Annotated in this window: 34 protein-coding genes and 1 pseudogene; 29 read left to right on the forward strand and 6 right to left on the reverse strand. The window is 63.2% G+C overall.

What is annotated here, in order from left to right; genetic code table 11:
• Positions 1 to 2 precede the first annotated feature (2 nt).
• Positions 3 to 1,202: an LPS export ABC transporter permease LptF gene (gene lptF, locus NLY44_RS01355; protein ID WP_023672737.1), complete on the reverse strand. Its 1,200-nt coding sequence runs from the start codon at positions 1,200 to 1,202 to the stop codon at positions 3 to 5.
• 32 nt (positions 1,203 to 1,234) lie between these two features.
• On the opposite strand from lptF, the gene NLY44_RS01360 reads away from it, so the two are divergent.
• The 12 genes and pseudogenes from NLY44_RS01360 (at position 1,235) to NLY44_RS01415 (ending at position 10,449) form a co-directional block, all read left to right on the forward strand.
• Positions 1,235 to 1,528: a hypothetical protein gene (locus NLY44_RS01360; protein ID WP_156941017.1), complete on the forward strand. Its 294-nt coding sequence runs from the start codon at positions 1,235 to 1,237 to the stop codon at positions 1,526 to 1,528.
• A 49-nt stretch (positions 1,529 to 1,577) separates the two neighbouring features.
• Complete coding sequence (locus tag NLY44_RS01365; RefSeq protein ID WP_023715072.1) at positions 1,578 to 3,068, forward strand: leucyl aminopeptidase; 1,491 nt, start codon at positions 1,578 to 1,580, stop codon at positions 3,066 to 3,068.
• Between the two features lie 8 nt (positions 3,069 to 3,076).
• Positions 3,077 to 3,526 (forward strand): DNA polymerase III subunit chi, encoded by a 450-nt coding sequence (locus tag NLY44_RS01370; protein WP_023805663.1) that lies wholly within the window; start codon positions 3,077 to 3,079, stop codon positions 3,524 to 3,526.
• Positions 3,527 to 3,668: 142 nt separating this feature from the next.
• Complete coding sequence (locus NLY44_RS01375; RefSeq protein WP_245263824.1) at positions 3,669 to 4,610, forward strand: 3-oxoacyl-[acyl-carrier-protein] synthase III C-terminal domain-containing protein; 942 nt, start codon at positions 3,669 to 3,671, stop codon at positions 4,608 to 4,610.
• Between the two features lie 53 nt (positions 4,611 to 4,663).
• Positions 4,664 to 5,610 (forward strand): annotated as a pseudogene (locus NLY44_RS01380) (NAD-dependent epimerase/dehydratase family protein).
• Positions 5,607 to 6,431, forward strand: coding sequence for an MBL fold metallo-hydrolase (locus NLY44_RS01385; protein ID WP_023805660.1), 825 nt, complete (start codon positions 5,607 to 5,609; stop codon positions 6,429 to 6,431). Before NLY44_RS01380 ends, NLY44_RS01385 begins: the two are co-directional and overlap by 4 nt.
• Positions 6,428 to 7,684, forward strand: a complete 1,257-nt coding sequence (locus NLY44_RS01390) for a F390 synthetase-related protein (protein ID WP_023805659.1) — start codon at positions 6,428 to 6,430, stop codon at positions 7,682 to 7,684. The genes NLY44_RS01385 and NLY44_RS01390 overlap by 4 nt, the downstream gene beginning before the upstream one ends.
• Complete coding sequence (locus NLY44_RS01395) at positions 7,681 to 8,157, forward strand: hypothetical protein (protein WP_210164637.1); 477 nt, start codon at positions 7,681 to 7,683, stop codon at positions 8,155 to 8,157. The genes NLY44_RS01390 and NLY44_RS01395 overlap by 4 nt, the downstream gene beginning before the upstream one ends.
• Positions 8,067 to 8,813 (forward strand): GNAT family N-acetyltransferase, encoded by a 747-nt coding sequence (locus NLY44_RS01400; protein ID WP_286456515.1) that lies wholly within the window; start codon positions 8,067 to 8,069, stop codon positions 8,811 to 8,813. The genes NLY44_RS01395 and NLY44_RS01400 overlap by 91 nt, the downstream gene beginning before the upstream one ends.
• A complete protein-coding gene (locus NLY44_RS01405) occupies positions 8,810 to 9,814 on the forward strand; it encodes a Rieske 2Fe-2S domain-containing protein (protein ID WP_023805658.1) in 1,005 nt (334 codons plus the stop codon). Before NLY44_RS01400 ends, NLY44_RS01405 begins: the two co-directional genes overlap by 4 nt.
• Positions 9,815 to 9,866: 52 nt before the next feature.
• On the forward strand, positions 9,867 to 10,154 hold the full coding sequence (locus tag NLY44_RS01410; RefSeq protein ID WP_023672746.1) for a type II toxin-antitoxin system RelE/ParE family toxin: 288 nt from the start codon (positions 9,867 to 9,869) through the stop codon (positions 10,152 to 10,154).
• A 1-nt stretch (position 10,155) separates the two neighbouring features.
• Positions 10,156 to 10,449, forward strand: a complete 294-nt coding sequence (locus tag NLY44_RS01415; protein ID WP_023672747.1) for an addiction module antidote protein — start codon at positions 10,156 to 10,158, stop codon at positions 10,447 to 10,449.
• A gap of 58 nt (positions 10,450 to 10,507) precedes the next feature.
• Here NLY44_RS01415 and NLY44_RS01420 read toward each other — a convergent pair whose 3' ends face one another.
• Positions 10,508 to 11,665: an ATP-grasp domain-containing protein gene (locus tag NLY44_RS01420; RefSeq protein ID WP_031202007.1), complete on the reverse strand. Its 1,158-nt coding sequence runs from the start codon at positions 11,663 to 11,665 to the stop codon at positions 10,508 to 10,510.
• Between the two features lie 182 nt (positions 11,666 to 11,847).
• Here NLY44_RS01420 and NLY44_RS01425 point away from each other — a divergent pair, with 182 nt between their 5' ends.
• From NLY44_RS01425 to NLY44_RS01445, 5 genes are all read left to right on the forward strand, one after another.
• Positions 11,848 to 12,462 (forward strand): hypothetical protein, encoded by a 615-nt coding sequence (locus NLY44_RS01425; RefSeq protein ID WP_023805656.1) that lies wholly within the window; start codon positions 11,848 to 11,850, stop codon positions 12,460 to 12,462.
• Between the two features lie 7 nt (positions 12,463 to 12,469).
• Positions 12,470 to 13,318: a 23S rRNA (adenine(2030)-N(6))-methyltransferase RlmJ gene (locus tag NLY44_RS01430; protein WP_023805655.1), complete on the forward strand. Its 849-nt coding sequence runs from the start codon at positions 12,470 to 12,472 to the stop codon at positions 13,316 to 13,318.
• A 274-nt stretch (positions 13,319 to 13,592) separates the two neighbouring features.
• On the forward strand, positions 13,593 to 14,069 hold the full coding sequence (locus NLY44_RS01435) for a MarR family transcriptional regulator (protein WP_156932416.1): 477 nt from the start codon (positions 13,593 to 13,595) through the stop codon (positions 14,067 to 14,069).
• The gene (locus NLY44_RS01440; protein WP_023747899.1) at positions 14,057 to 14,479 is read left to right on the forward strand and encodes a VOC family protein; all 423 of its coding nucleotides are present in this window, start codon (positions 14,057 to 14,059) and stop codon (positions 14,477 to 14,479) included. The genes NLY44_RS01435 and NLY44_RS01440 overlap by 13 nt, the downstream gene beginning before the upstream one ends.
• Before the next feature lie 202 nt (positions 14,480 to 14,681).
• Entirely contained in the window at positions 14,682 to 15,128 is a 447-nt protein-coding gene (locus tag NLY44_RS01445; protein WP_023747898.1) for a hypothetical protein, read from the forward strand.
• 97 nt (positions 15,129 to 15,225) lie between these two features.
• Here the strand turns inward: NLY44_RS01445 and NLY44_RS01450 are convergent, their stop codons facing one another.
• Entirely contained in the window at positions 15,226 to 15,849 is a 624-nt protein-coding gene (locus tag NLY44_RS01450; protein ID WP_031202005.1) for a TetR family transcriptional regulator, read from the reverse strand.
• 62 nt (positions 15,850 to 15,911) lie between these two features.
• Between NLY44_RS01450 and NLY44_RS01455 the strand changes: the two genes are divergently transcribed.
• The 4 genes from NLY44_RS01455 (at position 15,912) to NLY44_RS01465 (ending at position 18,345) form a co-directional block, all read left to right on the forward strand.
• The gene (locus NLY44_RS01455; protein WP_348524359.1) at positions 15,912 to 16,262 is read left to right on the forward strand and encodes a DinB family protein; all 351 of its coding nucleotides are present in this window, start codon (positions 15,912 to 15,914) and stop codon (positions 16,260 to 16,262) included.
• A gap of 14 nt (positions 16,263 to 16,276) precedes the next feature.
• A complete protein-coding gene (locus tag NLY44_RS32895) occupies positions 16,277 to 16,660 on the forward strand; it encodes a DinB family protein (protein ID WP_353654477.1) in 384 nt (127 codons plus the stop codon).
• A gap of 357 nt (positions 16,661 to 17,017) precedes the next feature.
• Positions 17,018 to 17,407: a hypothetical protein gene (locus tag NLY44_RS01460; RefSeq protein ID WP_023742331.1), complete on the forward strand. Its 390-nt coding sequence runs from the start codon at positions 17,018 to 17,020 to the stop codon at positions 17,405 to 17,407.
• A 341-nt stretch (positions 17,408 to 17,748) separates the two neighbouring features.
• The gene (locus NLY44_RS01465) at positions 17,749 to 18,345 is read left to right on the forward strand and encodes a glutathione S-transferase family protein (protein ID WP_023689091.1); all 597 of its coding nucleotides are present in this window, start codon (positions 17,749 to 17,751) and stop codon (positions 18,343 to 18,345) included.
• A gap of 63 nt (positions 18,346 to 18,408) precedes the next feature.
• Here the strand turns inward: NLY44_RS01465 and NLY44_RS01470 are convergent, their stop codons facing one another.
• Entirely contained in the window at positions 18,409 to 19,059 is a 651-nt protein-coding gene (locus NLY44_RS01470; RefSeq protein ID WP_023805654.1) for an outer membrane protein, read from the reverse strand.
• Positions 19,060 to 19,470: 411 nt separating this feature from the next.
• On the opposite strand from NLY44_RS01470, the gene NLY44_RS01475 reads away from it, so the two are divergent.
• The 6 genes from NLY44_RS01475 (at position 19,471) to NLY44_RS01500 (ending at position 24,648) form a co-directional block, all read left to right on the forward strand.
• Positions 19,471 to 20,235: an SDR family oxidoreductase gene (locus tag NLY44_RS01475; RefSeq protein WP_023684725.1), complete on the forward strand. Its 765-nt coding sequence runs from the start codon at positions 19,471 to 19,473 to the stop codon at positions 20,233 to 20,235.
• A complete protein-coding gene (gene uvrC, locus NLY44_RS01480) occupies positions 20,232 to 22,307 on the forward strand; it encodes an excinuclease ABC subunit UvrC (protein WP_023715084.1) in 2,076 nt (691 codons plus the stop codon). Before NLY44_RS01475 ends, uvrC begins: the two co-directional genes overlap by 4 nt.
• Positions 22,308 to 22,477: 170 nt before the next feature.
• Positions 22,478 to 23,074: a CDP-diacylglycerol--glycerol-3-phosphate 3-phosphatidyltransferase gene (gene pgsA, locus NLY44_RS01485; protein ID WP_023673449.1), complete on the forward strand. Its 597-nt coding sequence runs from the start codon at positions 22,478 to 22,480 to the stop codon at positions 23,072 to 23,074.
• Position 23,075: 1 nt separating this feature from the next.
• On the forward strand, positions 23,076 to 23,333 hold the full coding sequence (moaD, locus tag NLY44_RS01490; protein WP_023673448.1) for a molybdopterin converting factor subunit 1: 258 nt from the start codon (positions 23,076 to 23,078) through the stop codon (positions 23,331 to 23,333).
• Positions 23,334 to 23,337: 4 nt separating this feature from the next.
• On the forward strand, positions 23,338 to 23,811 hold the full coding sequence (locus NLY44_RS01495; RefSeq protein WP_023684727.1) for a molybdenum cofactor biosynthesis protein MoaE: 474 nt from the start codon (positions 23,338 to 23,340) through the stop codon (positions 23,809 to 23,811).
• Between the two features lie 69 nt (positions 23,812 to 23,880).
• Complete coding sequence (locus NLY44_RS01500; RefSeq protein WP_023715085.1) at positions 23,881 to 24,648, forward strand: YbaY family lipoprotein; 768 nt, start codon at positions 23,881 to 23,883, stop codon at positions 24,646 to 24,648.
• A 3-nt stretch (positions 24,649 to 24,651) separates the two neighbouring features.
• Here NLY44_RS01500 and NLY44_RS01505 read toward each other — a convergent pair whose 3' ends face one another.
• Positions 24,652 to 25,128: a cupin domain-containing protein gene (locus NLY44_RS01505; RefSeq protein ID WP_023684729.1), complete on the reverse strand. Its 477-nt coding sequence runs from the start codon at positions 25,126 to 25,128 to the stop codon at positions 24,652 to 24,654.
• 64 nt (positions 25,129 to 25,192) lie between these two features.
• Here NLY44_RS01505 and NLY44_RS01510 point away from each other — a divergent pair, with 64 nt between their 5' ends.
• Entirely contained in the window at positions 25,193 to 25,648 is a 456-nt protein-coding gene (locus NLY44_RS01510) for a MarR family winged helix-turn-helix transcriptional regulator (protein WP_023805653.1), read from the forward strand.
• An 86-nt stretch (positions 25,649 to 25,734) separates the two neighbouring features.
• Here NLY44_RS01510 and ndk read toward each other — a convergent pair whose 3' ends face one another.
• Positions 25,735 to 26,157, reverse strand: coding sequence for a nucleoside-diphosphate kinase (gene ndk / locus NLY44_RS01515; RefSeq protein ID WP_023705335.1), 423 nt, complete (start codon positions 26,155 to 26,157; stop codon positions 25,735 to 25,737).
• Between the two features lie 238 nt (positions 26,158 to 26,395).
• Here ndk and NLY44_RS01520 point away from each other — a divergent pair, with 238 nt between their 5' ends.
• A complete protein-coding gene (locus NLY44_RS01520; protein ID WP_023754715.1) occupies positions 26,396 to 26,620 on the forward strand; it encodes a hypothetical protein in 225 nt (74 codons plus the stop codon).
• Positions 26,621 to 26,622: the final 2 nt, after the last annotated feature.

The raw sequence follows: 26,622 nt of genomic DNA on the forward strand, positions 1-26,622 counted from the left end.
CGTCAGGCTCCCTGGCCGGATGTGTAGCGCCGATTGAGGCGCAGCTTGAGCGCCGTCCAGCCATCGCTGACGCGGCCGGCGAAATTCGTCATCCAGTCGGCCCAGCTGCCGGGCAGTTCCATGCTTCGCGAGGTGACGATGAACCAGATGGCGACCGCCGAGGCGATGACCGGCACGCCATAGACCATATAGGCGTATTGCGGGATCTTGTCGGCCTTGCCGGCGGCAAAGAAGCCCAGCCAGCGCACGAACAGCGCAATGGCGATGGCTGTGATCAGCGGGTGGATGCGCGCCTCGCGGTGTGAGCGCGCATCGCCTGCCACGGCCAGCGCGATCAGCGCGAACACCAGCGAATAGGACCATTCGGAAAAGCGCTGGTCGAGCTCGGCCTTGTAGGCGCCGGGCCTGCGCTGGAAGATCTTGTCGTTCGGATCCGGGTTGAGCAGGTATTGCGTCGTTCGGTCCTTGGGCAGGAGCATGATATCGTTCGCCGCCGACATGAAGGCGGAAAGGTCGAAGGCGTAGGACGTGAAGCGGATGACCGACAGGTCGCCGGTCAGCGTCTTGCGATGAATGACGCCGTCATTCATCATCAGCACCTTCTCGTCACCCTTTTCGACGACGCTGCCGCTCTTGGCATAATAGATCAGATTGGCGCCTTCCTCGCGCGAATCGGCCACGAAGATGCCGCCGAGCCGGTTGTCCGGCAGCCGCTCGCCTATCTGCAGGAACAGCCCGTCGTCGATCTTGCGGAACGTGCCTTCCTGGATGATCAGCGACAAGAGATCGGCGCGCGAGGATGCGATCAGCTGGCGGTTCTTCTGCCTGGCATAGGGTTCGACGCCATTGTCGACCGCGAAGGAAAAGACGCTGGCCGCCAGCGCGATCAGCAGGACCGGCCGCACAATCGTCCAGCGCGAGGCGCCGGCGGCGTTGATGACGGCCAATTCCGAATCGGAGTTCATGACGCTGAGCGTCTGGGCAACCGCCACCACCAGGGCGAACGGGACCACGATCGGGATGATGGTGGGGATGATGAGGCCTGCGACCTCGAAAAAAGTCAGCGCCGATTGGCCACTGTCGGTGACCAGGTCGATGCGGGCAAGCACCTGCGTCGTCCAGACAATGGCCAGCGTCCAGATCAGCGCAGCGAGAAACACCGCCAGTGCGCGACGCATGATGTAGCGTTCAACGACCTTCATGTAAGGCTTTTCTCGATTTGCCGAACGGCATCATGCCCGCGGACAAGGTAGTCGTCCGGCTGCGGCTGTACAACTGGGTGCGTTTGGCCATTTCTTTCAGGCGGTTCGATCCGATTCTCCGTCCCACATCGCCCGTCCCGCAGGCCGGAGTGTCGGCGGCAATGGATAAGAAAGGGAGAACATCGATGGTTAACAACAGGTTGCGGCAGGAAAGCGGGGCCGTGCCGCGACGAATCGTTATCGATTCCGCTGTGCATATGAGCCCTGATTCCGGCAAAGTCTTGCCAAAGCAAGGAAAACGACCAAATGTCGCGCATCTTCCCTGAGAATGCATTTTTCCTGAAAATCTGAGCCGTTTCCCGAAAGCAGGACCTGATGACTTTGAGACCATTGATCGCCTTCGCCAAATTTGCCGCACCCAAAAAGGGCAGCATCTTCGTGCTGGCGGCCGACGATGGTGGCCTTGGCGAACCGGCAAAGGCCTGCGACCCCTCAGGAACGCTGGCGCGGGCGTTTCCGGTGGCGGAGTTTTCCGGAAAATTCGCCGGTGTCGTCGAAGTGCTGGCGCCGCAGGGTACATCGCTCGACCGACTGGTGGCGGTCGGCGCCGGCAAGGTCGCCGGCCTCGATGACTTTGCCTGGCTGAAGCTTGGCGGCACCATCGCCGCGTCCCTGCGCAAGGCAGCGGAGGTGGCCGTCATCCTCGATGTGCCGGGCGCAAAGATTGGCGGCAGGCAAGCGGCGAACCTTGCCGCCGGCATCATTCTGCGCAGCTACTCCTTCGACAAATACAAGACCAGGAAAGACAAGGACGATGCCGAGCCGAAGAAACCGGTCAAGGTGACCATCCACACCGCCGATCCTGCCGCGGCGAAAAAGGCCTTCGCCGACGAGGTTGCGGTCATCGACGGCGTGCTTCTGGCGCGCGACCTTGTCAACGAACCGGCCAATACGCTCGGCCCGATCGAATTCGCCGCCCGCGCCAAGGAACTGGAAGCGCTCGGCGTCGAGGTCGAGATCCTCACCGAGAAGGAAATGAAGAAGCTCGGCATGGGCTCGCTCCTCGGTGTCGCGCAAGGCTCGCCACGCGGCGCCCGGATGGCTGTCATGCAATGGAAGGGCGGCAAGGCCAAGGACGCACCGGTCGCCTTCGTCGGCAAGGGCGTCACCTTCGACACCGGCGGCAATTCGATGAAACCGGCTTCCGGCATGGAGGACATGAAGGGCGACATGGGCGGCGCCGCGGCCGTCATCGGGCTCATTCAGGCGCTAGCCGCGCGCAAGGCCAAGGCCAATGTCGTCGGCATCGTCGGGCTGGTGGAAAATGCCGTCGACGGCCATGCCCAGCGCCCCGGCGACATCGTCACCTCGATGTCGGGTCAGACCATCGAGGTGCTCAACACCGATGCCGAAGGACGCCTCGTTCTGGCCGACGCGCTGTGGTATTGCAACGACCGCTTCCAGCCGAAATTCATGGTCAATCTGGCGACGCTGACCGGCGCCATCATGGTCGCGCTCGGCCAGCATTATGCCGGCCTGTTCTCCAACAATGACGAACTTTCGGACAGGTTGACGGCGGCCGGCCAGGCGAGTCAGGAGCGGCTCTGGCGCATGCCGCTTGGGCCCGAATACGACAAGCTGATCGATTCCAAGAACGCCGACATGAAGAACATCGGCGGCCGCTATGGTGGCGCCATCATCGCCGCGCAGTTCCTGCAGCGGTTCGTCAAGGAAACGCCGTGGGCGCATCTCGACATCGCCGGCACCGCGATGGGCTCGCCGCCGAGCGAGATCAACCAGTCCTGGGGCTCGGGTTTCGGCGTCAGGCTGCTCGACCGGCTGGTGCGCGACAATTACGAGGGATAATGCAGGGAATGGCCGATGTCCTGTTCTACCACCTGACCGAATCGACGCTGGAGGATGCGCTGCCGGGCCTGCTCGAGCGCAGCATCGATCGCGGCTGGCGAGCCGTGGTGCAGACCGGCACCGAAGAGCGGCGCGACGCGCTCGACCAGCATCTGTGGACGTTCAGGGACGATTCGTTCCTCGCGCACGCGACCGACCGTGAAGCCCATCCGGCCGAACAGCCAATCCTTCTCACCACAAGCGACGCCAACCCCAACCAGGCGCAGATACGCTTCCTCGTCGATGGCGCCGCACCCGCGGATCTCGCCGGCTATGAACGCGCCGTGTTCCTTTTCGACGGTCACGACACGGCCCAGGTAGAAGGTGCGCGGATGCATTGGAAGGTGCTGAAGGAGGCTGGCCACGCGGTCACCTACTGGCAGCAGACGCCGGACCGGCGCTGGGAGCGCAAGGCGTAAGCGCTTTGCCGGCGCGTCTTGAAAACGACGCTGTTATCGCCGAACGATCCGATCTAAGGATTGCGAAAAGCGCAACTCAAGCGGCGGGCTGAGAATGCGGATCAGGATCATCGGAACGGGGCGGGCCGTGCCGGCTCGATGCGTGACGTCGCGCGCCCTCGATGCGCGGCTGGGGTTTGGCGATGGACATTTCGAGGCCGCGACCGGCATCATCGAACGCTATGTCTGCGAGGCCGAATCGCAGGTCGACCTTGCTTGTGCCGCAGCCCGTCTGGCGCTTGCCGATGCCGAACTTGAGACAGGCAGTGTCGATCTGGTCATCGGCGGTTGCGGCGTGCCTTACCAGCCGTTGCCGTCGACGGCGCCGCTGGTCATGCAGCGCCTCGGCCTTGCCGATGGGTCGGCGGCCGCTTTCGACGTCAACAGCACCTGCCTCGGCTTCCTCACAGCCTTCGAGACCGCGTCGCGCCTGATCGAGGCCGGGCAATGCCGGACGGCGCTGGTGTTCTCGTCTGAAATCGCCTCGCGCGCGCTGCCGTGGCGGGACCAGCCGGAAATTGCTGCCCTCTTCGGCGATGGCGCGGCGGCCGCCGTGCTGCAACAGGCAGCCCCTGCCGAGGGTCGAGTCGCGGCCAACCTGATGCGCACCTACCCTTCCGCCTATGAGGCCTGCAGCATCGGCTCCGGCGGCACCCGGTTCGACTTTCATCGTGAGCCTGAGGAATTTGCCCGCCACAGCCTGTTCCACATGGAGGGTAAGGAACTGTTTCGCGTCACGTCACGCCATTTCAACGGCTTTGTAGCGGAGTTGCTCGATCGCGCCGGCTGGCGGCACGACGATGTCGACCTCGTCGTGCCGCATCAGGCAAGCCCTTTCGCGCTCGCCCACATGGCGCGCCAGACCGGCTTCGCCAGGGAAAAGCTCGTCGACATCGCGGCGCACTACGGCAATCAGATCGCCGCTTCCATCCCCTTTGCGCTCGACGTCGCGCGCCGCGAACAACGCATAGTGCCCGGCGCCAAAGTGCTGTTCCTCGGCACCTCGGCCGGCGTGTCGTTCGGCGGCATGGCGCTGGAAGCATGACCGTGGGACGCGTCCTCGTCACCGGCGCCAGCGGCTTCCTCGGCGCGCATGTCATGGCGCGGCTGGCTGCACTGGGTACACCGGCGCTGGGTCTTGGCAGGGACGCCAAACGCTGCGCGGCGCTCGAAGCCGCTGGTCATCGGGTCGTTCGGCTCGATTTGTCTCAACCATTCGATGCAGCTGCCGCGCGCGCTCTCGACGGCGTCGATGCGATCATCCACTGCGCGGCACTTTCCGCGCCCTTCGGCAGGTTGGCGGATTTCCAGACGGCAAATGTCACAGCTACCCGCAACCTCAGCGATTTCGCGCGCGGGCAAGGCGTGCGCCGCTTCGTCCATATCTCCAGCCCGACGGTCTGTTTCGCCTATCGCGACCAGCTCGGAGTTTCCGAGAATGCGGCCTTGCCCCTCCGGTCAACCACTATGCCCGCACCAAGCGGCAGGCCGAGGAGATCGTACTGGCGGCGCCTGAGATCAGCCCGGTGGTGCTGCGGCCGCGCGGCCTCTACGGTCCCGGCGACCGCACGCTGCTGCCGCGTCTGCTGCAGGTGGCACGGCAGCGCCCGCTGCCGCTGTTTCGCGACGGCAAGGCGCGCATCGATCTCACTTATATAGAGGATGTCGTCGATGCGGTGCTTGCCGCGCTGTCCGCCGTCAGCGCTGCCGAGGGACAGATATTCAACATCTCCGGCGGCGAAGTGGTGCCGGTCCGCCGCATTGCCGAGGCGGCCTGCGCCCGCGCCGGCGTGCAGCCGCGCTGGCGCAGAATGCCGCTCTGGCCCGCCATGCTGGCGGCCGGGATAGCGGAGACGGTAGCGAATATATTGCCCGGCCGCCCGGAACCGCCGGTGACGCGCTATGGTCTTGGCCTGTTCGCCTATGCGCAGAGCCTCGATCTTTCCAAGGCAGGCCGCATCCTCGGCTGGGCGCCGAAAGTGTCGTTCGAGGAAGGGCTCGATCGCACATTCGGCAAGGCGACGGAAAGCAGGGAGGTTGCGTGAAGATCGTCTTCGCCAACAGCGCCTCTGTCAGCGCAGCCGAGCGCCTGATCCTGCGCGGCGGCAGCTGGGCGAAGGTCAGGCTACGTGTCCGCTACGGCCTGATCATGCATCCACAGGCCGGCCCCGTACTGATCGATACCGGCTACACGCCGCATGTGACACAAGGCAGCGAGCGCAGCACGGCGCTGCGTCTTTACAGTGCGATCCTCCGGCCCCAGCTCAACGAAGCCGAGCAGCCGCTCGCGGTACTGGCGCGCTTCGGCCTCTCGCCGCAGGACGTCCGCACCGTCGTTGTCACGCATTTCCATGCCGACCACATGTCGGGCCTGTCGCTGTTTCCCAACGCTCGGCTTATCGCCAATGACACCGCCTGGGCGCGGGCGAAGGCCAAGACTTCCCTGCAGAATCTGCGCCATGGCGTCTTCAAGGAACTGTTCCCGTCTGACTTCGAGGCCCGACTCGACGGGCTGTCGTCGAAGCGGCAGGTCGAACCTCGCGGCGGCGTGCCAGGCGGCGCCGATCTGTTCGGCGACGGCAGCGTCGTCGCAGTCGATCTGCCCGGCCATGCCGATGGCCAGTTCGGCCTTTTGTTCCCCAATCTGGAGCGGCCGCTGCTCTACGCCGTCGATGCGCAATGGCTGATCAGAGCATTGGTGGAAAACCGAACTCCCGGTCTGCCTGCAACCCTGCTGGCCGAGGATGCCGCCGCGATCGAGCCGACCAGCGTAATGTTGCGTCGGTTTCTGGCGACCGGCGGCGAGGTTGTTCTTTGTCATGATCCGGCGGTGACGGCCTACGATGTGGCCGGAGAGAGCGCGTGAACGGGCCGGCCGAAGCGATCCGCTCGTTTGCGCTGACGCAATGGGTTTCGCGCAAAAGCCGCGAGAGTTTCGAGCGCTGGCAGGCGCAAGCCTTGCGCCGCTTTCTCGACCGCGACCTGCCGCGCGCGCCGTTCTACGGCAAGGCGCCGCGTCTTCTCGGCGACCTGCCGGTGACCGACAAGGCGACGGTGATGGGCAATTTCGAGCGCTTCAACATTCATGGCGTCTCGGCCGCCGAGGCCTGGAAGGCGCAGGCCGGCGATAGCCGCATTGGCGAGCTGACTGTCGGCTCCAGCACCGGCACGTCGGGCAATCGTGGCCTGTTCGTCATTTCCGAGGCGGAAAAATACCGCTGGCTGGGCACCATCCTGGCCAAGGCCGTGCCCGATCTGCTCTGGCGCCGGCAGCGCGTTGCGGTGGTCCTGCCGCAAAACACCGGGCTCTACGATAGCGCGCGCAAATCGCGGCGTATCGACCTGCGCTTCTTCGATCTGACGCGCGGTCCGGAGAGCTGGCGCGGCGCTCTCGAAGATTTCGCGCCGACGGTGATCATCGCGCCACCGAAGATACTGCGGCACTTCGCGGCCGAGGGCTTTCGGCTCAAGCCGCAGCGTGTCTTCAGCGCCGCCGAAACGCTCGACCCGGTTGACCGGCCGGTCATCGAGGCATTCTTTGGTGGTCAGGTCGACCAGATCTACATGGCGACCGAAGGGCTGTTCGCCGTCACCTGCCGCCAGGGCGGGCTGCATCTGGCCGAGGATTCGGTGTTCTTCGAGTTCGAACCGGCCGGCGACGGCCTGGTCATGCCGCTGATCACCGCCTTTCGCCGCCGGACCCAGATCATGGCGCGCTACCGGATGAACGACTTGCTGCGGCTGTCCGAAAAGCCATGCCGCTGCGGCTCGCCGCTGCGCACGCTGGACGACATCGTCGGCCGCATGGACGACGCTTTCCGGCTCGCCTCGCCGCACGGGCAGCTCCTCGTCACGCCCGACATACTACGCAATGCGGTGCTCAAGGCCGACCGGCGCATCGACGATTTCCGCCTGGTCCAGACCGCTGAAGATGCAATCGAACTCAGCCTGGCCCCCGGGCTTGCCGACGAAGCCGCCACCGCCGCCCATCAGTCCGTGCGCAATTTGCTGGCGGCGCGCCAGGCGACAGCTTCGGTCAGCCTTGTTCGCAGGGACCTGCCGTTGGAGACCGGCCGCAAACTGCGTCGGGTCGAATGCCACCTGGGAGCGGCATCATGAACCGGCTCGCTATGTTGCCACTCGATCAGACGAACCGGGTAGAAATCAACCCGCGTGAGGTCGAAGCCTTCGTTCAGCTTTTTAACGAGGTGCCGGTGCGCGACCTCGTGCGAAATCTGACGGTCGCCGTCGAGGCCTTCGAGATCGCTGGCCGCTTCTTTCCACTGACGCTGAACGACAGAAGCGAGGCGCCGAACTGCTATATCTGCTGCCCGTCCAGCGCCTATATCGACTACGCCATCGACGAGACCCGCAATTTCGTCTCGTCGCCCGTGCTGCAAAGAGTGATCCGCATGTTGATTGGCCTGTGCGCGCCGCTGGTCAGGATAGCGGCCTCGACCATCAGGTTCAGGTCAACAACTGGCTCTATTCGACCAATCCGGTGCCGCTGCTCGATCGCAACGCGGTCGCTGCGATCCGCGACGATCTCACGGCGCGTTTTCCCGATCGCGCTGTTCTCATCCGCTCCCTGAGCGAGATCGCCGATCCCTCGACAATCGCAGCGCTGAAGGCCGAGGGTTTTCGAATGCTGGCGGCGCGGCAAATCTACATCTTCGCCGGGCGCGGTTCGGCCATGACCAACGACATGAAGCGCGACCGCAAGCGGCTGCGCACGACGCCGTTCGAGCGGGTCGGCAATGGCGACTTCACCGAAGCCGACTATGCGCGCTCCGAAGCGCTCTACCGGATGCTCTATCTCGACAAATATACGCCACTCAACCCGCACTACACCGCCCGCTATATCGGTGAGACGCACCGTCGCGGCATCCTGCAACTGGCAGGCCTGCGTCGTCCCGGCGGTGAACTGGTCGCAGTCGCCGCTTTGTCTCAGAACGGCAGGACATTGACGCAGCCAATCGTTGGCTACGACACAAGTCTTCCAGTGAGCGAAGGGCTCTACCGCATGATGATGGCGATCGCGCAGGACCATGCGATGGCGCACGGCCTGTTCTTCAACATGAGCGCCGGTGCCGCCGCCTTCAAACGCTTGCGCGGCGCCGTGGCAACGGTGGAGTACAACGCCGTCTATGCCGGCCATCTTCGGCGCCGCCAGCGCGCTGCAGTGCGTATCATGGAATTTGTGCTCGCGAAGATCGGCATCCCTCTGCTCAGGAGATTTGAACTTTGAGCGAAGCCCAGCAGCAAAAAGACAAAGACTATTGGCAGGCGGTAGTGCGGTCAGTCGATATCAAAGGCAAGCCGAAGCGCATCCTGTTCGATGGCACGCCGCTGGTGCTGTTCCGCTCGGCGCAGGGGATTGCAGCCCTCTTCGACCGCTGCGCTCACCGCCTGGTCGAACTCTCGACCGGCAAGGTCGTCGGTGGCGAGATCGAATGTCCCTATCATGGCTGGCGCTACAATGGGGAAGGGCGCTGCACCGCCATTCCCGGCCATGTCGGCGACGTCCCGCATTACCGTATCCGCCGCTACAGCGCGATCGAGCGCGACGGCGTCGTCTTCGTCTCGGCAGGCACGCCTGAGGGCGAGCCCTATCTCCATTGCATGCAAGGCAAGGATGTCGTCGTGAAGCGGGTGCGAAGCTCGGCGCGATCGACGGTGCTCGACGCCGCCGAGAACATTCTCGACGCCACTCACACCCACTTCACCCACAAGGGTGTGCTGCGCGGCCTGACCGCAAAGCGCCATCTCGTGCGCGTCGAGGTGACCGGCGGCAAGGGCTGGGTCGAAAGCTGCTACACCGGCGAGGACCGCCAACAGGGGCTGGTCAGCCGGCTGCTGGAAGGCGAGCGCGCCAGAACCATCGGCCGCTACCGCCATCCCGGCATCGTCGAACTCGAATATTGGGGCAAGGGCGGCTTGGCGCTGGCGACCACTTTCCATTTGCGTCAGGCGGACGAACGGACCGTCGGAGGCGTCGGCTGGCTGATCGGCCCGCGACAGGGCCTGTTCGGCGAACTCAAGGCGCTTGCTTTCCGGCCGCTCTTTGCCTTTGCCCTGCAGCAGGATCGCCGTGTGCTGAAATCGGCCAGCGACAACGCCCGTATATCGCCGCAGGTTCAGCCGGCGATCGGCCCGCTGGATTTCCTGCGCCGCGACATAGCGGCGATCATCGACGGCAAGATGCCACCGGCGGCGGCAGAGCCGAGGGTGTACCAGATCGAGCTGTAATCTAAAGTTCACGGCACTTGATTCCAGTTCTGCTGTAAATTATAGTTCACGGATGATCGAAGTTCGATCCACTGACGAATTCCGAAAATGGCTCAGAGGGCTCACGGACATTCGCGCCGTAAAGAAGATCACCCAACGGATTGTCCGCGTTCAGGCTGGGCTGTTGGGAGACGCCAAGTTCTTCGATGGCATAGGAGAATTGCGCGTAGATTACGGTCCGGGATACCGCGTGTACTTCGTCCGGCGCGGCAACACGGTCATTATCCTGCTCTGCGGCGGTGACAAAGGCTCGCAGGACAGGGACATCGGAAAAGCCAGGAAAATGGCAAAGGAAGTTTGATATGACCCTCAGAACCACACCATTCGACGCCGCCGAATATCTTGATGATGCTGAGTCTCAAGCCGAACTGCTCGCTGATGCGTTCGAGACCGGGGACGCGACTTATATTGCGCACGCCCTCGGCATTGTCGCGCGCGCCCGCGGCATGACAAGCATAGCGAAGGACGCCGGCGTGACCCGAGAGGCACTCTACAAGGCGCTGAGCGAAAAGGGCGATCCGCGCCTCAGTACATTGCTGGGCGTAACCAAGGCGCTTGGCCTGCAATTGTCCGCAAAGCCAGTTAATCCCGTTTAGGCAACCTTAGCAGGACTTACGCACTCAGCTGAAAACGGGAAGTTCCGCTTCAACTCGACTAGTCCTGCTCCGGCCCATTCCACTCGATATCGCGCGTCGACGCAGCCTGAAGGCTGATGCGCTGGCGCAGTGCTGTGCCGGCGATCTCGGCCAGCGTGCGCCACTGCGCCCGCTTCGGCGCGGGGTCGCCCGGCCAGTCGAGCAGCTCATCGGCATCGTGCATCGCCTGGCGAAAGCTGCCGAGACCACCGGAGCGCAGTGCCGCCGGCATCCCGTAGATCCACATCGCAAGCCTCACCGTCTGCGGCGCCGTCACGTCGGGCTTCACCTCGGCGCCATCCTCCAGGACCGCGTCGGCGAAGCGCCGCGGATCGCGAAAGAAGTGCAGGCCGCTCACGGCGCGCGGATTGCACTCCAGTGGCAGCACCGTGCCGTTATTCTCGCGCATCAGGTCGAAGGAGATCTGGCCGGTCCAGCCGGCGCCGGCGACGAAGGTTTCGACGAAGCGCCGGGCAGCCGCATCCCCGACTGGCTCGAAACAGATGCCGGCGCCCATGCCGGCGCGATAGAGCGAACTGTAGAGCGCCAGCGCTTTGAGTTCACCCTCGACCGCCACCGCATAGGCGCTGATCTCTTCACCTGCGATGTAGCGCTGCGCCACCCAAGGAGCGGCGGGCGAGGGGCGGACGGCGTCGAGTTTGTCCGGCGATGGCCGCAGCAGTACGTCACGGGCAAAACGTGACCACACAGGTTTGAACACCAATTCGCGCGATTGGCCACGAACGCCGTCGAGATCGGCCTCGCTTTGCAGCAGTATCGTTTCCGGCACGTCGAGCCCAAGGCTCTGCGCCAGCCGGATGAAGGCATGCTTGTCGTGAACGCGGGCGAGCATCGCCATCTCGGGTGCGAAGAGGCGGGCCGGCATGGCGCGGTGCTGCCAGAGACGACCGAGATAAAAGACTTCCTCGCAGGTCGGGATAACGAGTTCGATGCCTTCCGCGCGGACAAGCGCTTCCACCGCCTTGGCATAGGCATCGGCGGCAAAGCGCGGCGGCGGCAGGCGATGGTAGGCGGCGCAGGCCGTGCTCGCTGCGGCGATCGGCCGGGCCGGGCTGTCGGCCAAGATCACCCGGCGACCGGCGCCATGCAACAGCCGCGCCAGGTGCAGCGCCACCGGCGCGCGGGCACCGGTGATCAGCACGGTGCTATTGGGCATGAGCCACCGGCATCGGTTGGAAAAGACAAGTCGATGCTTCTGCGGAAGGCTTCATTCGCCATAAGTGCCACATGGCTTGCGTGCCGCCAACGGACTCCACAAAGGTGGCTCCGCTGCGTCAGTCGTCGCTTTTTGGCCTTCAGGGCGTTATTGGCAATCTGTCGAACACCCGGATCTCCTCAATGCGCTTTCTGTTTGTCCTGATACTGCTTGCCGGCGCCGCCATTGGCTTCGTCTATCCCTGGGCCATGAGCAATTTCTCCGGCCACGAGATCGGCGCCTGGCGCGTCTACGACCAGGGACGGTTTAGGCCTGTGACGGTGACGCTGAAAGCTGGCGACGCGCCGGTCAGAGTGCTGGTCGACCTGACGGCAAAGGCCGAGCGCATTGTCTCGCAGCAGCGCACCGTGCTGACGCTGACTGCCGCCACAGCCGGCCGCACGGTGCTTGCCTCGACGCTGCAATTCAACCACGCCGACAATCCGCGCCAGGTCAGCCCACAACTGCCCGACAAGATCTTTCGCGACGAGGCCGGCGTGATCGAAACCGTCAGTCCCGGCGCCTATCTCTTCACCGCCGGCCTGGGCGACGCCGACGATATCCCGATACGCGCAGTGGATCTGATACTGCGCTCCGGCGCCGGTGAGATCGATCAACGCGCACGGCCGGTTGGCTATGGGCTGATGGCCGTCGGCCTGATCGGCTTCCTGCTTACTCTGGCTTTCGGCGGTCGCCGGCCGGAGAACCCGAACTCGAAGCCGCCACCGCCGCGTTGGGGCAGAGGCTCCTCGACATGAGCGCGGCATGAACTACCGTCACGCCTATCACGCCGGCAATTTCGCCGACGTCGTCAAGCATGTCGTGCTCAGCCTTCTGCTCGACTATCTGAAGCAGAAGGACAAGGCCTTCCGTGTCGTCGACACTCATGCCGGCATTGGCCGCTACGATCTGTCATCGGCGGAAGCGCAAAAGACCGGCGAATGGCAAGGCGGCATCGGCCGCTTGATCGACGCCCCGATCGAAAAATCGGCGGCTGCGCTGCTTGCCCCCTATCTTGAAGCGGTGCGTTCGCTCAATCGCGATGGCGGGGTGAAGAAATATCCGGGCTCGCCATTGATCGCCAGGTACCTCATGCGAAAGCAGGACCGGTTGTCGGCGATCGAATTGCACGACGCAGATGCTGCCAGGCTGAAGACGCTGTTTGCCGGCGATTTCCAGACCAGGGTGATCGAACTCGACGGCTGGCTGGCGCTTGGCGCGCATCTGCCGCCGAAGGAAAAGCGCGGGCTGGTGTTGATCGATCCGCCGTTCGAGGAAGCCGGCGAATTCGACCGCATGGTCGATGGCATGCAGAAAGCGCACAAGCGCTGGCCGGGTGGCATCTACGCGCTGTGGTATCCAATCAAGGACCGCAAAGCGATCATCGCCTTCCGCAAGGCGCTCAAGCAATCCGGCGTTCCAAAACTGCTCGACATCGAGTTCGAGATCCGGCCGGCATCGCGTGAACCAAGCCTCGACGGCAGCGGCATGGTGGTGGTCAACCCGCCCTTCACGCTGGAGCGCGAACTGCGCATCGTGCTGCCGGTCCTGCACAGATTGCTGGCGGTCGAAAAGCCGGCGCACTGGTCGCTGGAATGGCTGGCCGGGGAGTAGCGACGCTTCGCAGCGGGCGACGCCCGCGGCAAAGACACAAAGTCGCTAGAGGTTTTGACGGTGGCGCCATCCGCGAATGCTCAGCTGTGTTCAACGAACCGAAACCATGGAGATGCACATCTAATCGGCTCGGCGTTGACGCTAATCCCAGAATCAGATAGATAGATATCTAATTATTAGATTTCGAATCGAATGCCAAGATCGACAGAAGAGGAACTGGTCAACGCGATAGGCTTCGCGATGTCGCGCTGGCAGGATGCCGTCGAAACGTTCGATGGGCCGTCGCCGAAATCTTTGTGCTGAGCGCTGCCGAGCGCCGCTGTCTCGGTGCGATCAATCACGGCCGGCGGGGCCGGCAAACCTCGTAGCGAGGGAGACAAATCTCACGCCGGCGGCGGTCACGACGTTGATCGACCGGCTGGAAAAGCGCGGCTTCGTCAGCCGTCAGCCGGATCCCGATGACAGGCGCAAGGTCATGGTCGCGGCGGGCAAGAAGACCGAGGAACTCGTCCGGCGCTGCTACCATCCGATCCAGAGGCGGGCGCCGCATTGCTGGAGAATATTCGGCGGCCGAGATGCAGTTTTTGCTCGGCTTCATCGAAGAGGTCGAAGCGATGCAGAAGGCGTAGACCGAGAGGCTGCGCGGCAAAGCAAAACCGGTGCGTTGAGAGAAGGCATCGGAGGATGGTCCGGCGCAACGCCGGTCCGGTTTCAACTGTGTACTGTCAAGGAGACCCTATGCCCCGTATGATCTTCGTCAACTTGCCCGTCGCCGACCTCGCTGCGTCGATGGCCTTCTACAAAGCTCTCGGTTTCGACAACAACCCGCACTTCACCGACGACACCGCAGCCTGCATGGTGCTGAGCGAAATGATCAACGTCATGCTGCTCACCCATGCCAAATGGCGTCAGTTCACCGATCGCCCCATCCCACCGGCCACCTCGAGCGAGGTCATGCTTGCCGTGTCCTGCGACAGCCGCGCGGCGGTCGATGCGATGAACGAGGCGGCGGCGAAAAATGGCGGCGCCGCCGACATCAACGCCCAACAGGATTATGGCTTCATGTACAATCGCAGCCTGGCCGATCCTGACGGCCACGTCTGGGAAGCGATGTGGATGGACCCGGCCGCCATACCGCAGGGCGACGCCAAGCAAGGCTGAACCGGGTTTCGGCGGCCCGCCGGCCATGGGCAGGCCGCTTTTCCTAATGGGCAAGGCGAGCTTTTTCGAAGGTCAGGACGTGGTTTCGCAGCTTCGCACCGGCAAAACCGGTTGCGGAGCGGGAAACCATCGTCAGGGCGACCGCTTGACCGCGCGCCGCCGAATCCGCAAAGTGGGCGCAGTCGACCTTTGAGAGGCTGCCATGACTCGCTTTGCCAAATCCGCTCTTGCTGCCCTGATTTCGCTTTGCACGCCGCTGGCCGCATCCCTTGGCCAGCCAGCACAGGCCGCCGACCTTTCCGTCTATTCCGACGAGGACAGCGGCGTTTGCGGCGAGGCATGGGTGCTAAGCAAGATCTCCAGCCGCTTCTCCTACCAGGTGCATCACGTGCCGCATCTGCCGGATGTTTCGATCACCGATTTCCAACGCATCCACCAGCATCGCTATCTCCCGGCCAGCGAAGAATGGCCGATCGGCCGCCGCTATTGCGGCGCCACCGTCAGCCTTTCCGATGGCCGCGCCCGCACCATCTGGTACTTGATCGAGGAAGGCCAGGGTTTTGCCTCGATCGGCGACAATGTCGAATTCTGCGTCTCGGGCTTCGACCGCTGGATGGTCTACAACGGCCGCTGCCGCGTCCTGCGCTAAGGTCGGATAAGAACCGCCGTTGAACCTGCTATCTCCCCGCAAGGGGGAGATCTGATGTCGCTCCGGTTTCGCCAATCTCCGAACTGCTGCCGCTGCCTCACATCGCCTTCCCACCAGATACGTAAGCGCAGATCAGCTCGACCAACTGCTTCTGCAGTTCCGGCAAGTCGAGCATGTCTCGCCGCGCGGCATTGTGGATGACGCCCTCGACCGCTGAGGACAGCACCCGGGCCACGGTCTCATTGTCCTTTCTGCGCCTGCGATATTGCGCCACCGCCGCCGTGTAGTGATCAAGATAGCGCGACTGGAACGAGGCATGGGCGGCGCGTGAGCCGCGATCGCCCGGCGCCTCGTCGAGCAGCACCTGATGCAGCGTCGGATGGATGCTGTGCGCATCGATCATGCCGCGCACCAGCTCCTGCGCGAATCGCTTGAGCGGCTTGTCGCCTTCTGCTGATTCGGCGATCACCGACAGCACCTGATCGAAATGTCGCCGGCGAATTGCTTCGACCAGCGACAGCTTGTCGGGAAAATATTGATAGAGCGAGCCGATGCTGACGCCGGCCGCATCGGCCACCTTGTTGGTGGTGAAGCCGGCCCAGCCGAGCGCGCTCAGAACATGAGCACCGGCTTCGATGAGCGCCTCGACCGTCGCTCTCGAACGCGCCTGGCGCGGCTGCTTGCGCATGCGTGAGCGCGGCTTTGCAATGCGAGTAGACATGTCTGCTCCAGCAGCCAAGAATATAGATAACATACTCACATTTTTTGGAAAGGATACAGACCATGGACGCGCTGGATTTGCTCCGCAGCCTCTACGTTTATCAAATCTGGGCGAATGGTGAATTGCTGGAGAAGCTTGCGGGCCTCGACCAGCAGGAGCATGTCGATCAGCGTCACACAGCGACCCGTCTCATCAACCACAACCTCGTCGTATCGAAGATATTCGCCGCGCATCTTTCCGGCACGCGTCATGGCTATGCGTCCGACAACACCGTGGACACACCGGCACTCGATGAATTGAGCGCTGATGTCGCTGCGATGGATCGTTGGTATCTCGACTATATCGGAGCCGTCTCGCCAAAGCTCATGTCAGAGCCTGTGCTTTCACCTTCACCGATGGCGACAGGGCGATGATGTCACGCCAGGAAATGCTGACCCATGTCGTCACGCATGGCGGCTATCACCGCGGCGAGATCGGGCGGATCCTGATGCAGATCGGCATTGCGCCGCCGGGATACGTTTGCCGTCCACCTCCACCAAGCCGAGCCTTCGCGCCGGCTGCAGGTGCGCGAGCGGGTTGGCGTTTAGGGCCTGCACCTCTTGGCTTCCAAGGGATCGCGGCTTCCCGGGAGGAGGATTCCCCTATCTTTCGTTTCCCATTTCCGTTGGGCATCTCTTGCGCCGAAGCTGGCGATCTCCCTTCTCGTCTGGGAGACGTCCGACACACAACAGGCTGTCCTTCAAGTGCTGTCTTTCCTGGCTTTCATCCAACCACTTTCGATATACGAGCAAAAAGCTCGTGTTTAGTTTAGTGCTGTTCCTGCAACCGTGGGGATGAAGCAAGATCAGCCTCTGCGGTGCGATGATTGTTGCCATCCGATAGGTCGCCGATGACCGCGTGAGATCGACGGCGTTGCAAGAGAATGTGAGCTTGACGAAAAGATCGTGTGAGTCTCGATATCAGAGATTTCTCTCGCAACAGTTCGCTGCGAAGCGGGAAGAGTCTTTGCCGATTTCTGTGCCGATCATTGCGATAATGCTCTCAGCGTAACCGAAACTTAATTTGCGAAATTCTATGTAATGCTTCGCTGGCTAGATACGCACGAGTCAGATATGCATTAGGTCGCCGGGTCACTCACGGCCATTGGCACAAACGCAAGGGGCATCGCATGGCAAAGACCACGACGAAGGCGCCGGCGGCGAAAGCGCCGGCAAAGAAAGCGGCACCGAAAGCTGCCGCGAAACCTGCAGCAGTAAAGAAGGCAGCACCGAAGGCAGCGGCAAAGCCGGCCGCCAAGGCAGCGGCAAAGCCGGCAGCTAAGGCAGTTGCAAAACCCGCCGCCAAGGCAGCAGCGAAACCCGCCGCCAAGAAGCCGGCCGCCAAGGCTGTGGCGAAGCCTGCTGCGAAGGCAGCAGCCAAGCCCGCCGCCAAGAAGCCGGCAGCCAAGACAGCGGCAAAACCCGCCGCCAAGGCTCCGATGAAGGCCGCCGCCGCCAAGTCGACGGCAGCTGTGAAGAAGGCTGCACCGGCCAAAAAGCCAGCCGCCAAGAAGAAGTAACAGCGGACCATCTCAAAGCTCCCGGGAACTTTGCCGACTGGCAGATTCCCGGGAGCTTTTTTGTTGTGATTTAGGTCTTGTTTTGATGCATGTCGTTCTCTCGAAATTGACGCCACTTCTGTGAGACATGCATTGGCGATTTCATTGTCGGCGGATTGGCCGCCTGGTTTTGCCCTTCTGGCAGTTGCTCCCTCAGGGAAGATCGGCCAACACTAAGGCGGTCGCATCCGATGGGGTTCAGGCGACGCGCTCTAGACCTTTGTTTTACGCGCGTCGTTCTCAAGACCGGAGCCGCATTGTTGAGCGACATGCACTGGCCGTCCGAAAACAGGGAACCGATCATGCCGAAGCTGCTCTACGCGTCCTCATCCCCCTACAGTTCCAAGGTGCGCATGGCAGCACTCCATGCCGGCATTGCCGTCGAACTGGTGCCGGTCAAGACCGAGGACAAGCCTGCTGAACTGATGTCAGCCAATCCTCTCGGCAAGATTCCGGTGCTGGTGCTCGACGACGGCCGCTCGATCCACGACAGCCGCGCCATCACCCAGCATCTCAACCGCGCTTCGAAGAGCCTGTTGTTGCCGCGCAATGCCGACAAGCGCCTCGAGGCCGAAGTGCTGGAGGCGCTGGCCGACGGCATATGCGACTGCGCGCTGTCGATGGTCTATGAGCGGCGCACGCGTCCGGAGGAGATGGTCTATCAACCCTGGCTCGATCGCCAGTGGACCAAGATCACCGCCGCACTCGATTTCCTCAACGCCAATCCGCCGAAGCTGCCGAAGAAGATCACGCTTGGCCAGTTGGCGTTGCGTGCCTGCCTCGGCTACCTCTCTCTGCGCTTCGCCGGCAAATGGGAAAAGGGCCGCGGCCGCCTGACCCGCTGGGCAGCGCGTTTCGATGAGAAGTTTCCGGGGCTGAAGGTGGCTGTGCCGGCCTGACGGGCGAAACAAAAAAAGCCGGGCGCGAGGCCCGGCTTTCTTGTGTCGTGGCTTGAACGACAGTTAGAACTTCATACCGACGCCGAAGGTGACGCGGTTGGCGCTCTCTTTGACCTTGGTGCCGACACTGTCGAAGCTCTTGGAACCGAAGTCGGTGTAGCGGTACTCGACACGGCCGAACACATTGTCGGTGATCTTGATGTCGGTGCCGACGCCGGCCGTCCAGCCGAGCATGGTGTTGCTGTCGCTGTCGCCGGGGACCGAGACCTTCTGGTTCTTCAGGGCGCCGCCGCCGGTGCCGTAGAGCAGGATTTCCGGGGTCACGGCGTAACCCAGACGGGCGCGCAGCGAGCCTTCGAAGCCGCCCTTGGAATTGACGCCGCCGCTGTCACCCTTGACGCCGTTGTAGCCGAGATCGGCTTCAGCACCGTACACGAAGTTTTCCTGCTGCCACTGGTAGCCGCCGAAAACGCCGCCGACAAAGCCCTTGGTCTTGATGTCGGGGCCGCCGTCGTGGACTTTGGCATGACCGCTGAAGCCGTAGCCGGCGCTGAGACCGGCATACGGGCCGGCCCAGGAAGCGACGGGGAGCTCGGCGATCGGGGCTGGCGCCGGGGGCTCTTCCGAGACGACATCGGCAGCAAAAGCGGTACCGCTGAGGGCGAAGAGCCCGAGCGCAACCGCGAGCGGCGCGAATTTGAGATTGGTTTGCATTGTTGTTTACTCCTTAAGCCACAAGACACGTAGGCTTGTTTGTCCTGAGCGCCATCAACCCGTCCGGGGGGTGAAACGGATCTGGCACTCAACGGTTCCGAATGTCGTGTCAAAATGCGGCGGCAGCGAACCTGAAAATGGGTCATTCCCCGGCACGAATGAGGCCGAAGCTTGACGTTGCATCTTCGCAACAGCGAAATGTCAGTACGCAGGCGATGCTGCACTGCACTCGGCTTGGTGCAACGGGTTCAGCGTCCTATATTGCGGTCCTGCCGACCCGAATCCGGGGCGGTGCCGGCGGCGAAAAAGCCGTTTCGCCACATTCCTGCCCCAGGTGGAAACGGCATTTAACCCCTGGGCGCGTCACAATGTGCCGCTAGCCGAATTGAGGCGCAGATTGAGGATTGACAGATGATCGAAGCCGCCGGAACGGCGCTGGTGACGGGCGGGGCGAAGCGGATCGGCAAGGCGATCGTCGAGGATCTGGCCGCGCACGGTTTTGCCGTCGCCATCCACGCCAACCGCTCGACCGCCGAGGCCGACGCGCTGGCTGCGAGCATCAGGGACGGAGGCGGCCGCGCCGGCGTGGTAGCCGCCGATCTGACCGACATGGATGCGGTTGGCGATCTCGTCGGCCGCGCCGCGGCAGCGCTCGGCCCGGTCACGCTTCTTGTCAACAATGCGTCGCTGTTCGTCGACGATAGCGTCGAGGACTTCGACTGGGCGGCATGGGACCTTCACTTCGCCATCCATGTGAAGACGCCGGCGCTGTTGGCGCAAAACTTCGCCCGCGCCTTGCCGCAAGGGCAGGAGGGGCTGATCGTCAACATCATCGACCAGCGCGTCTGGCGGCCGACGCCGCGCTATTTCTCCTATGCGCTGTCGAAGTCGGCCCTGTGGACGCAGACCGAAATGCTGGCACAGGCGCTCGGTCCGCGCATCCGCGTCAACGCCATCGGTCCCGGTCCGGCGCTGAAGAATGCGCGCCAGGACGATGATGATTTCCAAAAGCAGGTCGATGGCCTGATTCTGAAGCGCGGCCCGCAATTGGCCGAATTCGGCGCCACCATCCGCTATCTCTGGGAGGCGCGCTCGGTGACCGGCCAGATGATCGCGCTCGACGGCGGCCAGCATCTTGCATGGCAGACGCCGGATGTGACAGGCATGGTGGAATGAGTCCCGCAGACCAGAAACACAAGACGCGCGCCGGCGCCGCCGACGATATGCCGCCTGACATCGAGCTTGAGGATGAAGCGGTCGAGGAGATCGTCGAGCCCGAGGCCACCGGGCCCGATGTCGCCTTCACAGCGATAGACTGGGCGCCGCATGCCGGCGACGCCGACGGCATGGTCGGCGCCGAGGTCATCCAGACATTGGTCAAGCGGCTGCCCAATGCGCCCGGCGTCTACCGCATGATGAACGCTGCCGGCGACGTGCTTTATGTCGGCAAGGCGCGCAGCCTGAAGAAGCGGGTGACCAACTACGCGCAAGGCCGGTTCCACACCGCCCGCATCGGCCGCATGGTGCGCGAGACATCGACGATGGAGTTCGTCGTCACCCGCACCGAAATCGAAGCGCTGCTGCTCGAGGCCAATCTCATCAAGCGCTTGCGGCCGCGTTTCAATGTGCTGATGCGGGACGACAAGTCGTTCCCTTACATCCTGTTGACCGGCGATCACGTCTCGCCCGGCATCTACAAGCATCGCGGTGCGCGCTCGCGCAAGGGCGACTATTTCGGACCTTTTGCGTCGGCCGGCGCGGTCGGGCGCACCATCAATTCGCTGCAGCGCGCGTTCCTGCTCAGGAGCTGCACCAACTCCTTTTACGAAAACCGCACCCGGCCGTGCCTGCTCTACCAGATCAAGCGCTGTGCCGGTCCCTGCACCGGCGAAATCTCGCATGGCGACTATGCCGAGCTGGTCAGCGAGGCGAAGGATTTTCTGTCCGGCCGCAGCCAGAAGGTGAAGACCGAAATCTCTGCCGCCATGCAGCAGGCCTCGCAGGAGCTCGATTTCGAGCGCGCCGCCATTTATCGCGACCGGTTGGCTGCACTGTCCCATGTGCAGAGCCATCAGGGCATCAACCCGGCCACGGTCGACGAGGCCGATGTCTTTGCCATCCATCAGGAGGGCGGCCAGGTCTGTATCCAGGTGTTTTTCTTCCGCACCGGCCAGAACTGGGGCAACCGCGCCTATTTCCCCAAGGCCGATCCGGCACTGGAGGGGGCGGAAGTGCTGGGCTCGTTCCTGGCGCAGTTCTATGACGACAAGCCGACGCCACGGAACATTCTGCTGTCGCGAGGCGTCCAGGATCAGGAACTGCTGGCCGAAGCGCTGTCCACCCGCGCCGGCCGTAAAGTGTCGATCTCGGTGCCGCAGCGCGGCGAGAAGAAGGATTTGACCGACAACGCGCTGCAGAATGCCCGCGAGGCGCTCGGCCGCCGGCTGGCCGAAACCTCCACGCAAGGCCGGCTACTCGCCGGCTTTGCCGAGACCTTCGGCCTGCCGAAGCCGCCGGTGCGCATCGAGGTCTATGACAATTCGCATATTATGGGCACCAACGCCGTTGGCGCCATGGTCGTCGCCGGGCCGGAAGGGTTTGTGAAGAACCAGTACCGCAAATTCAACATCCGCTCGACCGAGATCACGCCCGGTGACGATTTCGGCATGATGCGCGAGGTGATGGAACGGCGCTTTTCGCGGCTGCTGAAGGAACATGGCGATGTCGTTCCCGACGACGCGGCAGCCGGTGGAGCAGGCGACGACATCGAAGAAGACATCTCCGGCAGCTTCCCGGCCTGGCCCGACGTCATCCTGATCGATGGCGGCCAGGGCCAGATGAGCGCGGTGCGCAAGATCCTCGCCGACCTCGGCATCGAGGATCGCGTGGCGGCCATCGGCATCGCCAAGGGCCAGGACCGCGATGCCGGCCGCGAGCGTTTCTTCGTCAGAGGCAGGGACTCGTTTTCGCTGCCCGTCCGCGATCCCGTGCTCTATTTCGTCCAGCGGCTGCGCGACGAGGTGCATCGCTTCGCCATCGGTTCGCACCGCGCGCGGCGCAAGAAGGAATTGGTCAAGAGCCCGCTCGACGAGATCGCCGGCATCGGTCCCGGCCGCAAGCGCGCGCTGCTGCTGGCCTTCGGCACTGCGAAGGCGGTCAGCCGCGCGGCAGTCGAGGATCTGGTCAAGGTCGACGGTATTTCAGAGCAGGTCGCCAAGCTCGTCTACAATCATTTCCATGAGAGCTGAGCGCCGGTGACGCCGCTGTCCCGATCAAATGGCAGCAGCCGTTCTTTTCTCGCAGGCCACTCGAATCCCGGCAATCGCGCGCTATTTTCGTCTGGCCAATCGAATCTCGCCTGTTGACCCCCTACATCCGGTTCTGATTTGAGTACGCAGGCAGAAAGAGTCCCTGAGATATGGCCAAGCGCGCGTTCAACCTGCCTAATATGCTTACCTATGCCCGCATCGTCGCGGTGCCGCTGGTGGTGCTGTGCTTTTTTCTCGAGGGGCATCTGAAATCGAGCGACTTCGCCCGCTGGTCGGCGTTGATCATCTTCCTGCTGGCTTCGATCACCGACTATCTCGACGGCTATCTGGCGCGCGCCTGGCAGCAGACGTCCAACATCGGCAAGATGCTGGATCCGATCGCCGATAAACTGCTGGTCGCCACCTGCCTGCTGCTGCTCGCCGCCGACACCGACCGCCATGCCGGCATCGCAGGCTGGTCGTTGTGGGCGGCAATCATCATCCTGTGCCGCGAAATCCTGGTTTCGGGGCTGCGCGAATATTTGGCGGCATTGAAAGTCTCGGTGCCGGTGACGCAGCTCGCCAAATGGAAGACCGCCATCCAGATGGTCGCCATCGCCTTCCTGCTGGCTGGGCCTGCCGGCGACAAGATCTTCCCGCTGACCACGCAGACCGGACTGGTGCTGCTGTGGATCGCAGCCCTCGTCACGCTCTACACCGGCTACGACTATTTCCGCGCCGGCCTCAAGCACATCATGGACGAGTGAGATGATCACCCGGCTCATTTATTTCGCCTGGGTGCGCGAACGGATCGGCAAGCCGGAAGAGGATGTCGAACTGCCCGCCGGTATCGAGACGGTGGCCGACCTCCTGCGCTGGCTGAAATCGCGTGGCGAGGAATATGAGCACGCGCTGCAATATCCTGATGTGATCCGGGTCGCCATCAACCAGGAACATGTCGAGCATCGCGAGAAGATAGCCGGCGCGCGCGAGATCGCGCTGTTTCCGCCGATGACCGGGGGCTGACACCATGTCCGGCGCGCCGACGGTGCGCATCCAGCGCGACGATTTCGACGTTGCCGCCGAGATCGCGAAACTGACCGGGGGTCGCGCCGACATCGGCGCCGTGGTGTCCTTCTCAGGACTTTGCCGCGACGAGCAGGGCCAGCTGTCGGCGCTGGAACTCGAGCACTATCCAGGCATGGCCGAGGCCGAAATCAGCCGGATCGCCGGCGAGGCGCTTCAGCGCTGGCCGTTGCAAGGCCTGACCGTCATCCATCGCCACGGCAAGATCGCATCGGGCGAAAACATCGTGCTGGTGGTGGCGGCGTCCTCGCACCGGCAGGCGGCGTTCGAAGCGGCCAATTTCCTGATGGATTTCCTGAAATCGCGTGCACCCTTCTGGAAGAAGGAGCACCGCGTGGACGGCACCGATGGCGGCTGGGTCGAGGCCAAGGACGCCGACGACCAGGCTGCGGCGCGCTGGAAGGCGCGGCCCGAATAAATCTCGGCGCAGCCATGTATTGACCGCATTCCCTTGGCCAAATCGCATCGGCAAAAAGGGAGCAAGGGCATGCTGGACAGGATCGCCGAATTCTTCGTCTTCGGTTTTGTGCCGCTGGTTATCGGCGTTCTGGCCGTTCCCGAGCCTTCCGTCGCCGCCGAGAAAACCCTGAAGGGCGAGGTGATGTATCGCGAGCGCATCGCGCTGCCGCCCAACGCCGTGCTGTCGGTTCAACTTGCCGATGTATCGCTGGCCGATGCGCCGGCCGCCATTGTCGGCGAGCGCAAGGTAGCGCCGGCCGGCCAGGTGCCGATCAAGTTCGAGATCAGCTTCGATCCAACGGTGATCCGGCCCAACATGACCTATGCGCTGCAGGCGCGCATCACCGCCGACGACAAGCTGCTGTTCGTCACGGACTCGCGCTATCAGGTCGATCCGCTCAGCGAGGCGCCGCACGCCATTGTGCTGAAAATGGTGGCGCCGAGCGACAAGCCGACCTCGGCCTCGCTGTTCGGCCAGAGCTGGCTAGTCGAATATATCGACGGTATCGGCGTGATTTCGGAGCCGCAGGCGACGTTCCGGGTCAGCGAAGCCGGCAAGGCGGGCGGCAGCGGCCCGTGCAACGCCTATTTCGCCACCGCCAAGGTCGATGGCGAGACCATCGTCATCAGCGACATCGGCTCGACCTACAAGGCCTGCGCGCCGGAGATCATGGCCGAGGAAAAGGCGCTGTTCGAGGCGCTCGCCAAGGCGGCGTCATACCGTGTCGATGGCGGCAAGCTGATCATCGCCGACAAGGACGGCCACGATATCTTGCGCTTCAACGCAGCGAGCTAAGAATCAAGACTGCGGCGGCGGGGGCGCCGGCGTCAGGCCGAACCGGCGCATCAGGTCCATCAGCCTGGTGCGGTCTGGCGGGCCGCCAGTGCTGAAGATGGCGAAGGCCTCGCGAAAATAGTCCGGGCCGATCGCCGCCGGCGTCACCACGCACAGCACCTTGGCGGTCGCGGCGGTGTCGTTGTCGAAGCGGTGAACCGCGCCGCGCGGAATGCACAGCGCCTGGCCCGGCCCGATATCGTGCCGGTGTCCGTCGACGGTCAGCATCAGCACGCCTTCGATCCCGTACATCGTCTCTTCATAGTGATCGTGGCTGTGCGCCGGGGCGGGCAGGCGCTGCGAGCCGGCGACCGTCAGTTCGAAGGCGGCGATGCTGCCGTTCGACTGGTCGCCGGTAAGCAGGAAGCGCACGGCAAGGCCGCCATGGCTGATTGTCTCGTCGGCCGGATTGACGCTGATCTGGCTAGCTCTGTCTAGCATTTCACCCTCCCATGTGGTAAATCCGATTTACCGAAATGAGTAAACTCGATTTACCCGAGTGTCAATGCCATTATCCAGGGAAGAACCGCCAACGAAGCCACCGCTGATCGGTGCGCTGCTGCGCGTTCCGGCCATGGCCATTCACCGCAAGCTGATCAGGGATCTCAGGGCGTCGGGTTTCGAGGACCTCAGCCCGCCGCATATGGCGGTGATCCAATATCCCGGCCCGGATGGCCTTCGGCCGAGCGCGCTCGCCGAGCGCGCCGCGATGAGCAAGCAGGCCATGAATCAACTGCTGAAGACGCTGGAAGCGATGGGTTATATCACTCGCTCGGCGGCACCCGATGAGAGCGGCGGGACCGTCGTCCACTTCACCGACCGCGGGCGCGCCGCATACCAGAAGATGGCCGACATCCTGCTCGACGTCGAACGGGAATGGGCCGAGGAACTGGGCGAGAAGCGTTTCACGGAGCTGAAAACGCTGCTCGGCGACCTCTGGGACACGCCGCTCATCCGTTGAAAGCGGCATGAAGCCGAAGCCGGGACCTGACCAAAGAAAAAGGCCGGCGAAGTGCCGGCCTCTTGCATACATTGGTTCGCGTCGGCTCAGCCGACGATCTCGGTGTCGGAGAACCAGTACTTGATCTCCTGCGCGGCGGTTTCCGGCGCGTCGGAGCCGTGCACGGAATTCTCGCCGATCGACAGCGCGTGGACCTTGCGGATGGTGCCTTCGGCGGCGTTGGCGGGGTTGGTCGCGCCCATAACTTCGCGGTTCCTGGCAATGGCGTTTTCGCCTTCCAGAACTTGCACGATGGTCGGCGCCGACGACATGAATTCCACCAGTTCGCCGAAGAACGGACGATCCTTGTGGACGGCGTAAAAGCCTTCGGCCTCGCGGCGGCTCATCCACACGCGACGTGAGGCGACGACGCGCAGGCCGGCCTCTTCCAGCATCTTGGTGATGGCGCCGGTAAGATTGCGCCGGGTCGCGTCCGGCTTGATCATGGAAAAGGTGCGTTCGAGCGCCATGGGGTCGTCCTTGTCTTGAGATGGAAAGTCTTGAGATCGGAATGTGGAGTGGCGGGCTCTATACAAGCCGCCCGGCCCATTGCCAAGGGGAGGCGCCCCGGCAGCGTTATTCGACCGCGACCGCCCGCATGGCCGTTCGCAACGCTGTGGTCAAAGGCAAGGCTTTGCGGGAAAATGGCGATTGCGCAGGCACGCACGGTTTCGAAGGGAAACCAGCGGAATGGAAAGACATCGGACCATGTTTGACGGGACGCGCTGGCCCTACCACCACCTCAGGCCGGGCGACATAAAAGGGAGCCTATTGATTATCGGCATTTTTGCTGCCGTGGGCCTTGTTATGCTGCTCTTTCCGGGACTCCGCACAGATACGAACTTCGGCTTCGGCCCCGAATGGCAATGCACGCTGATGCCGAAGGGCGACCCGATCTGCGTCAAGCTGGTCGGCAAAGAGGGCGCGAAGTGACT

The sequence above is a fragment of the Mesorhizobium sp. C089B genome (assembly GCF_030323125.1).
Taxonomy (GTDB): Bacteria; Pseudomonadota; Alphaproteobacteria; order Rhizobiales; family Rhizobiaceae; genus Mesorhizobium.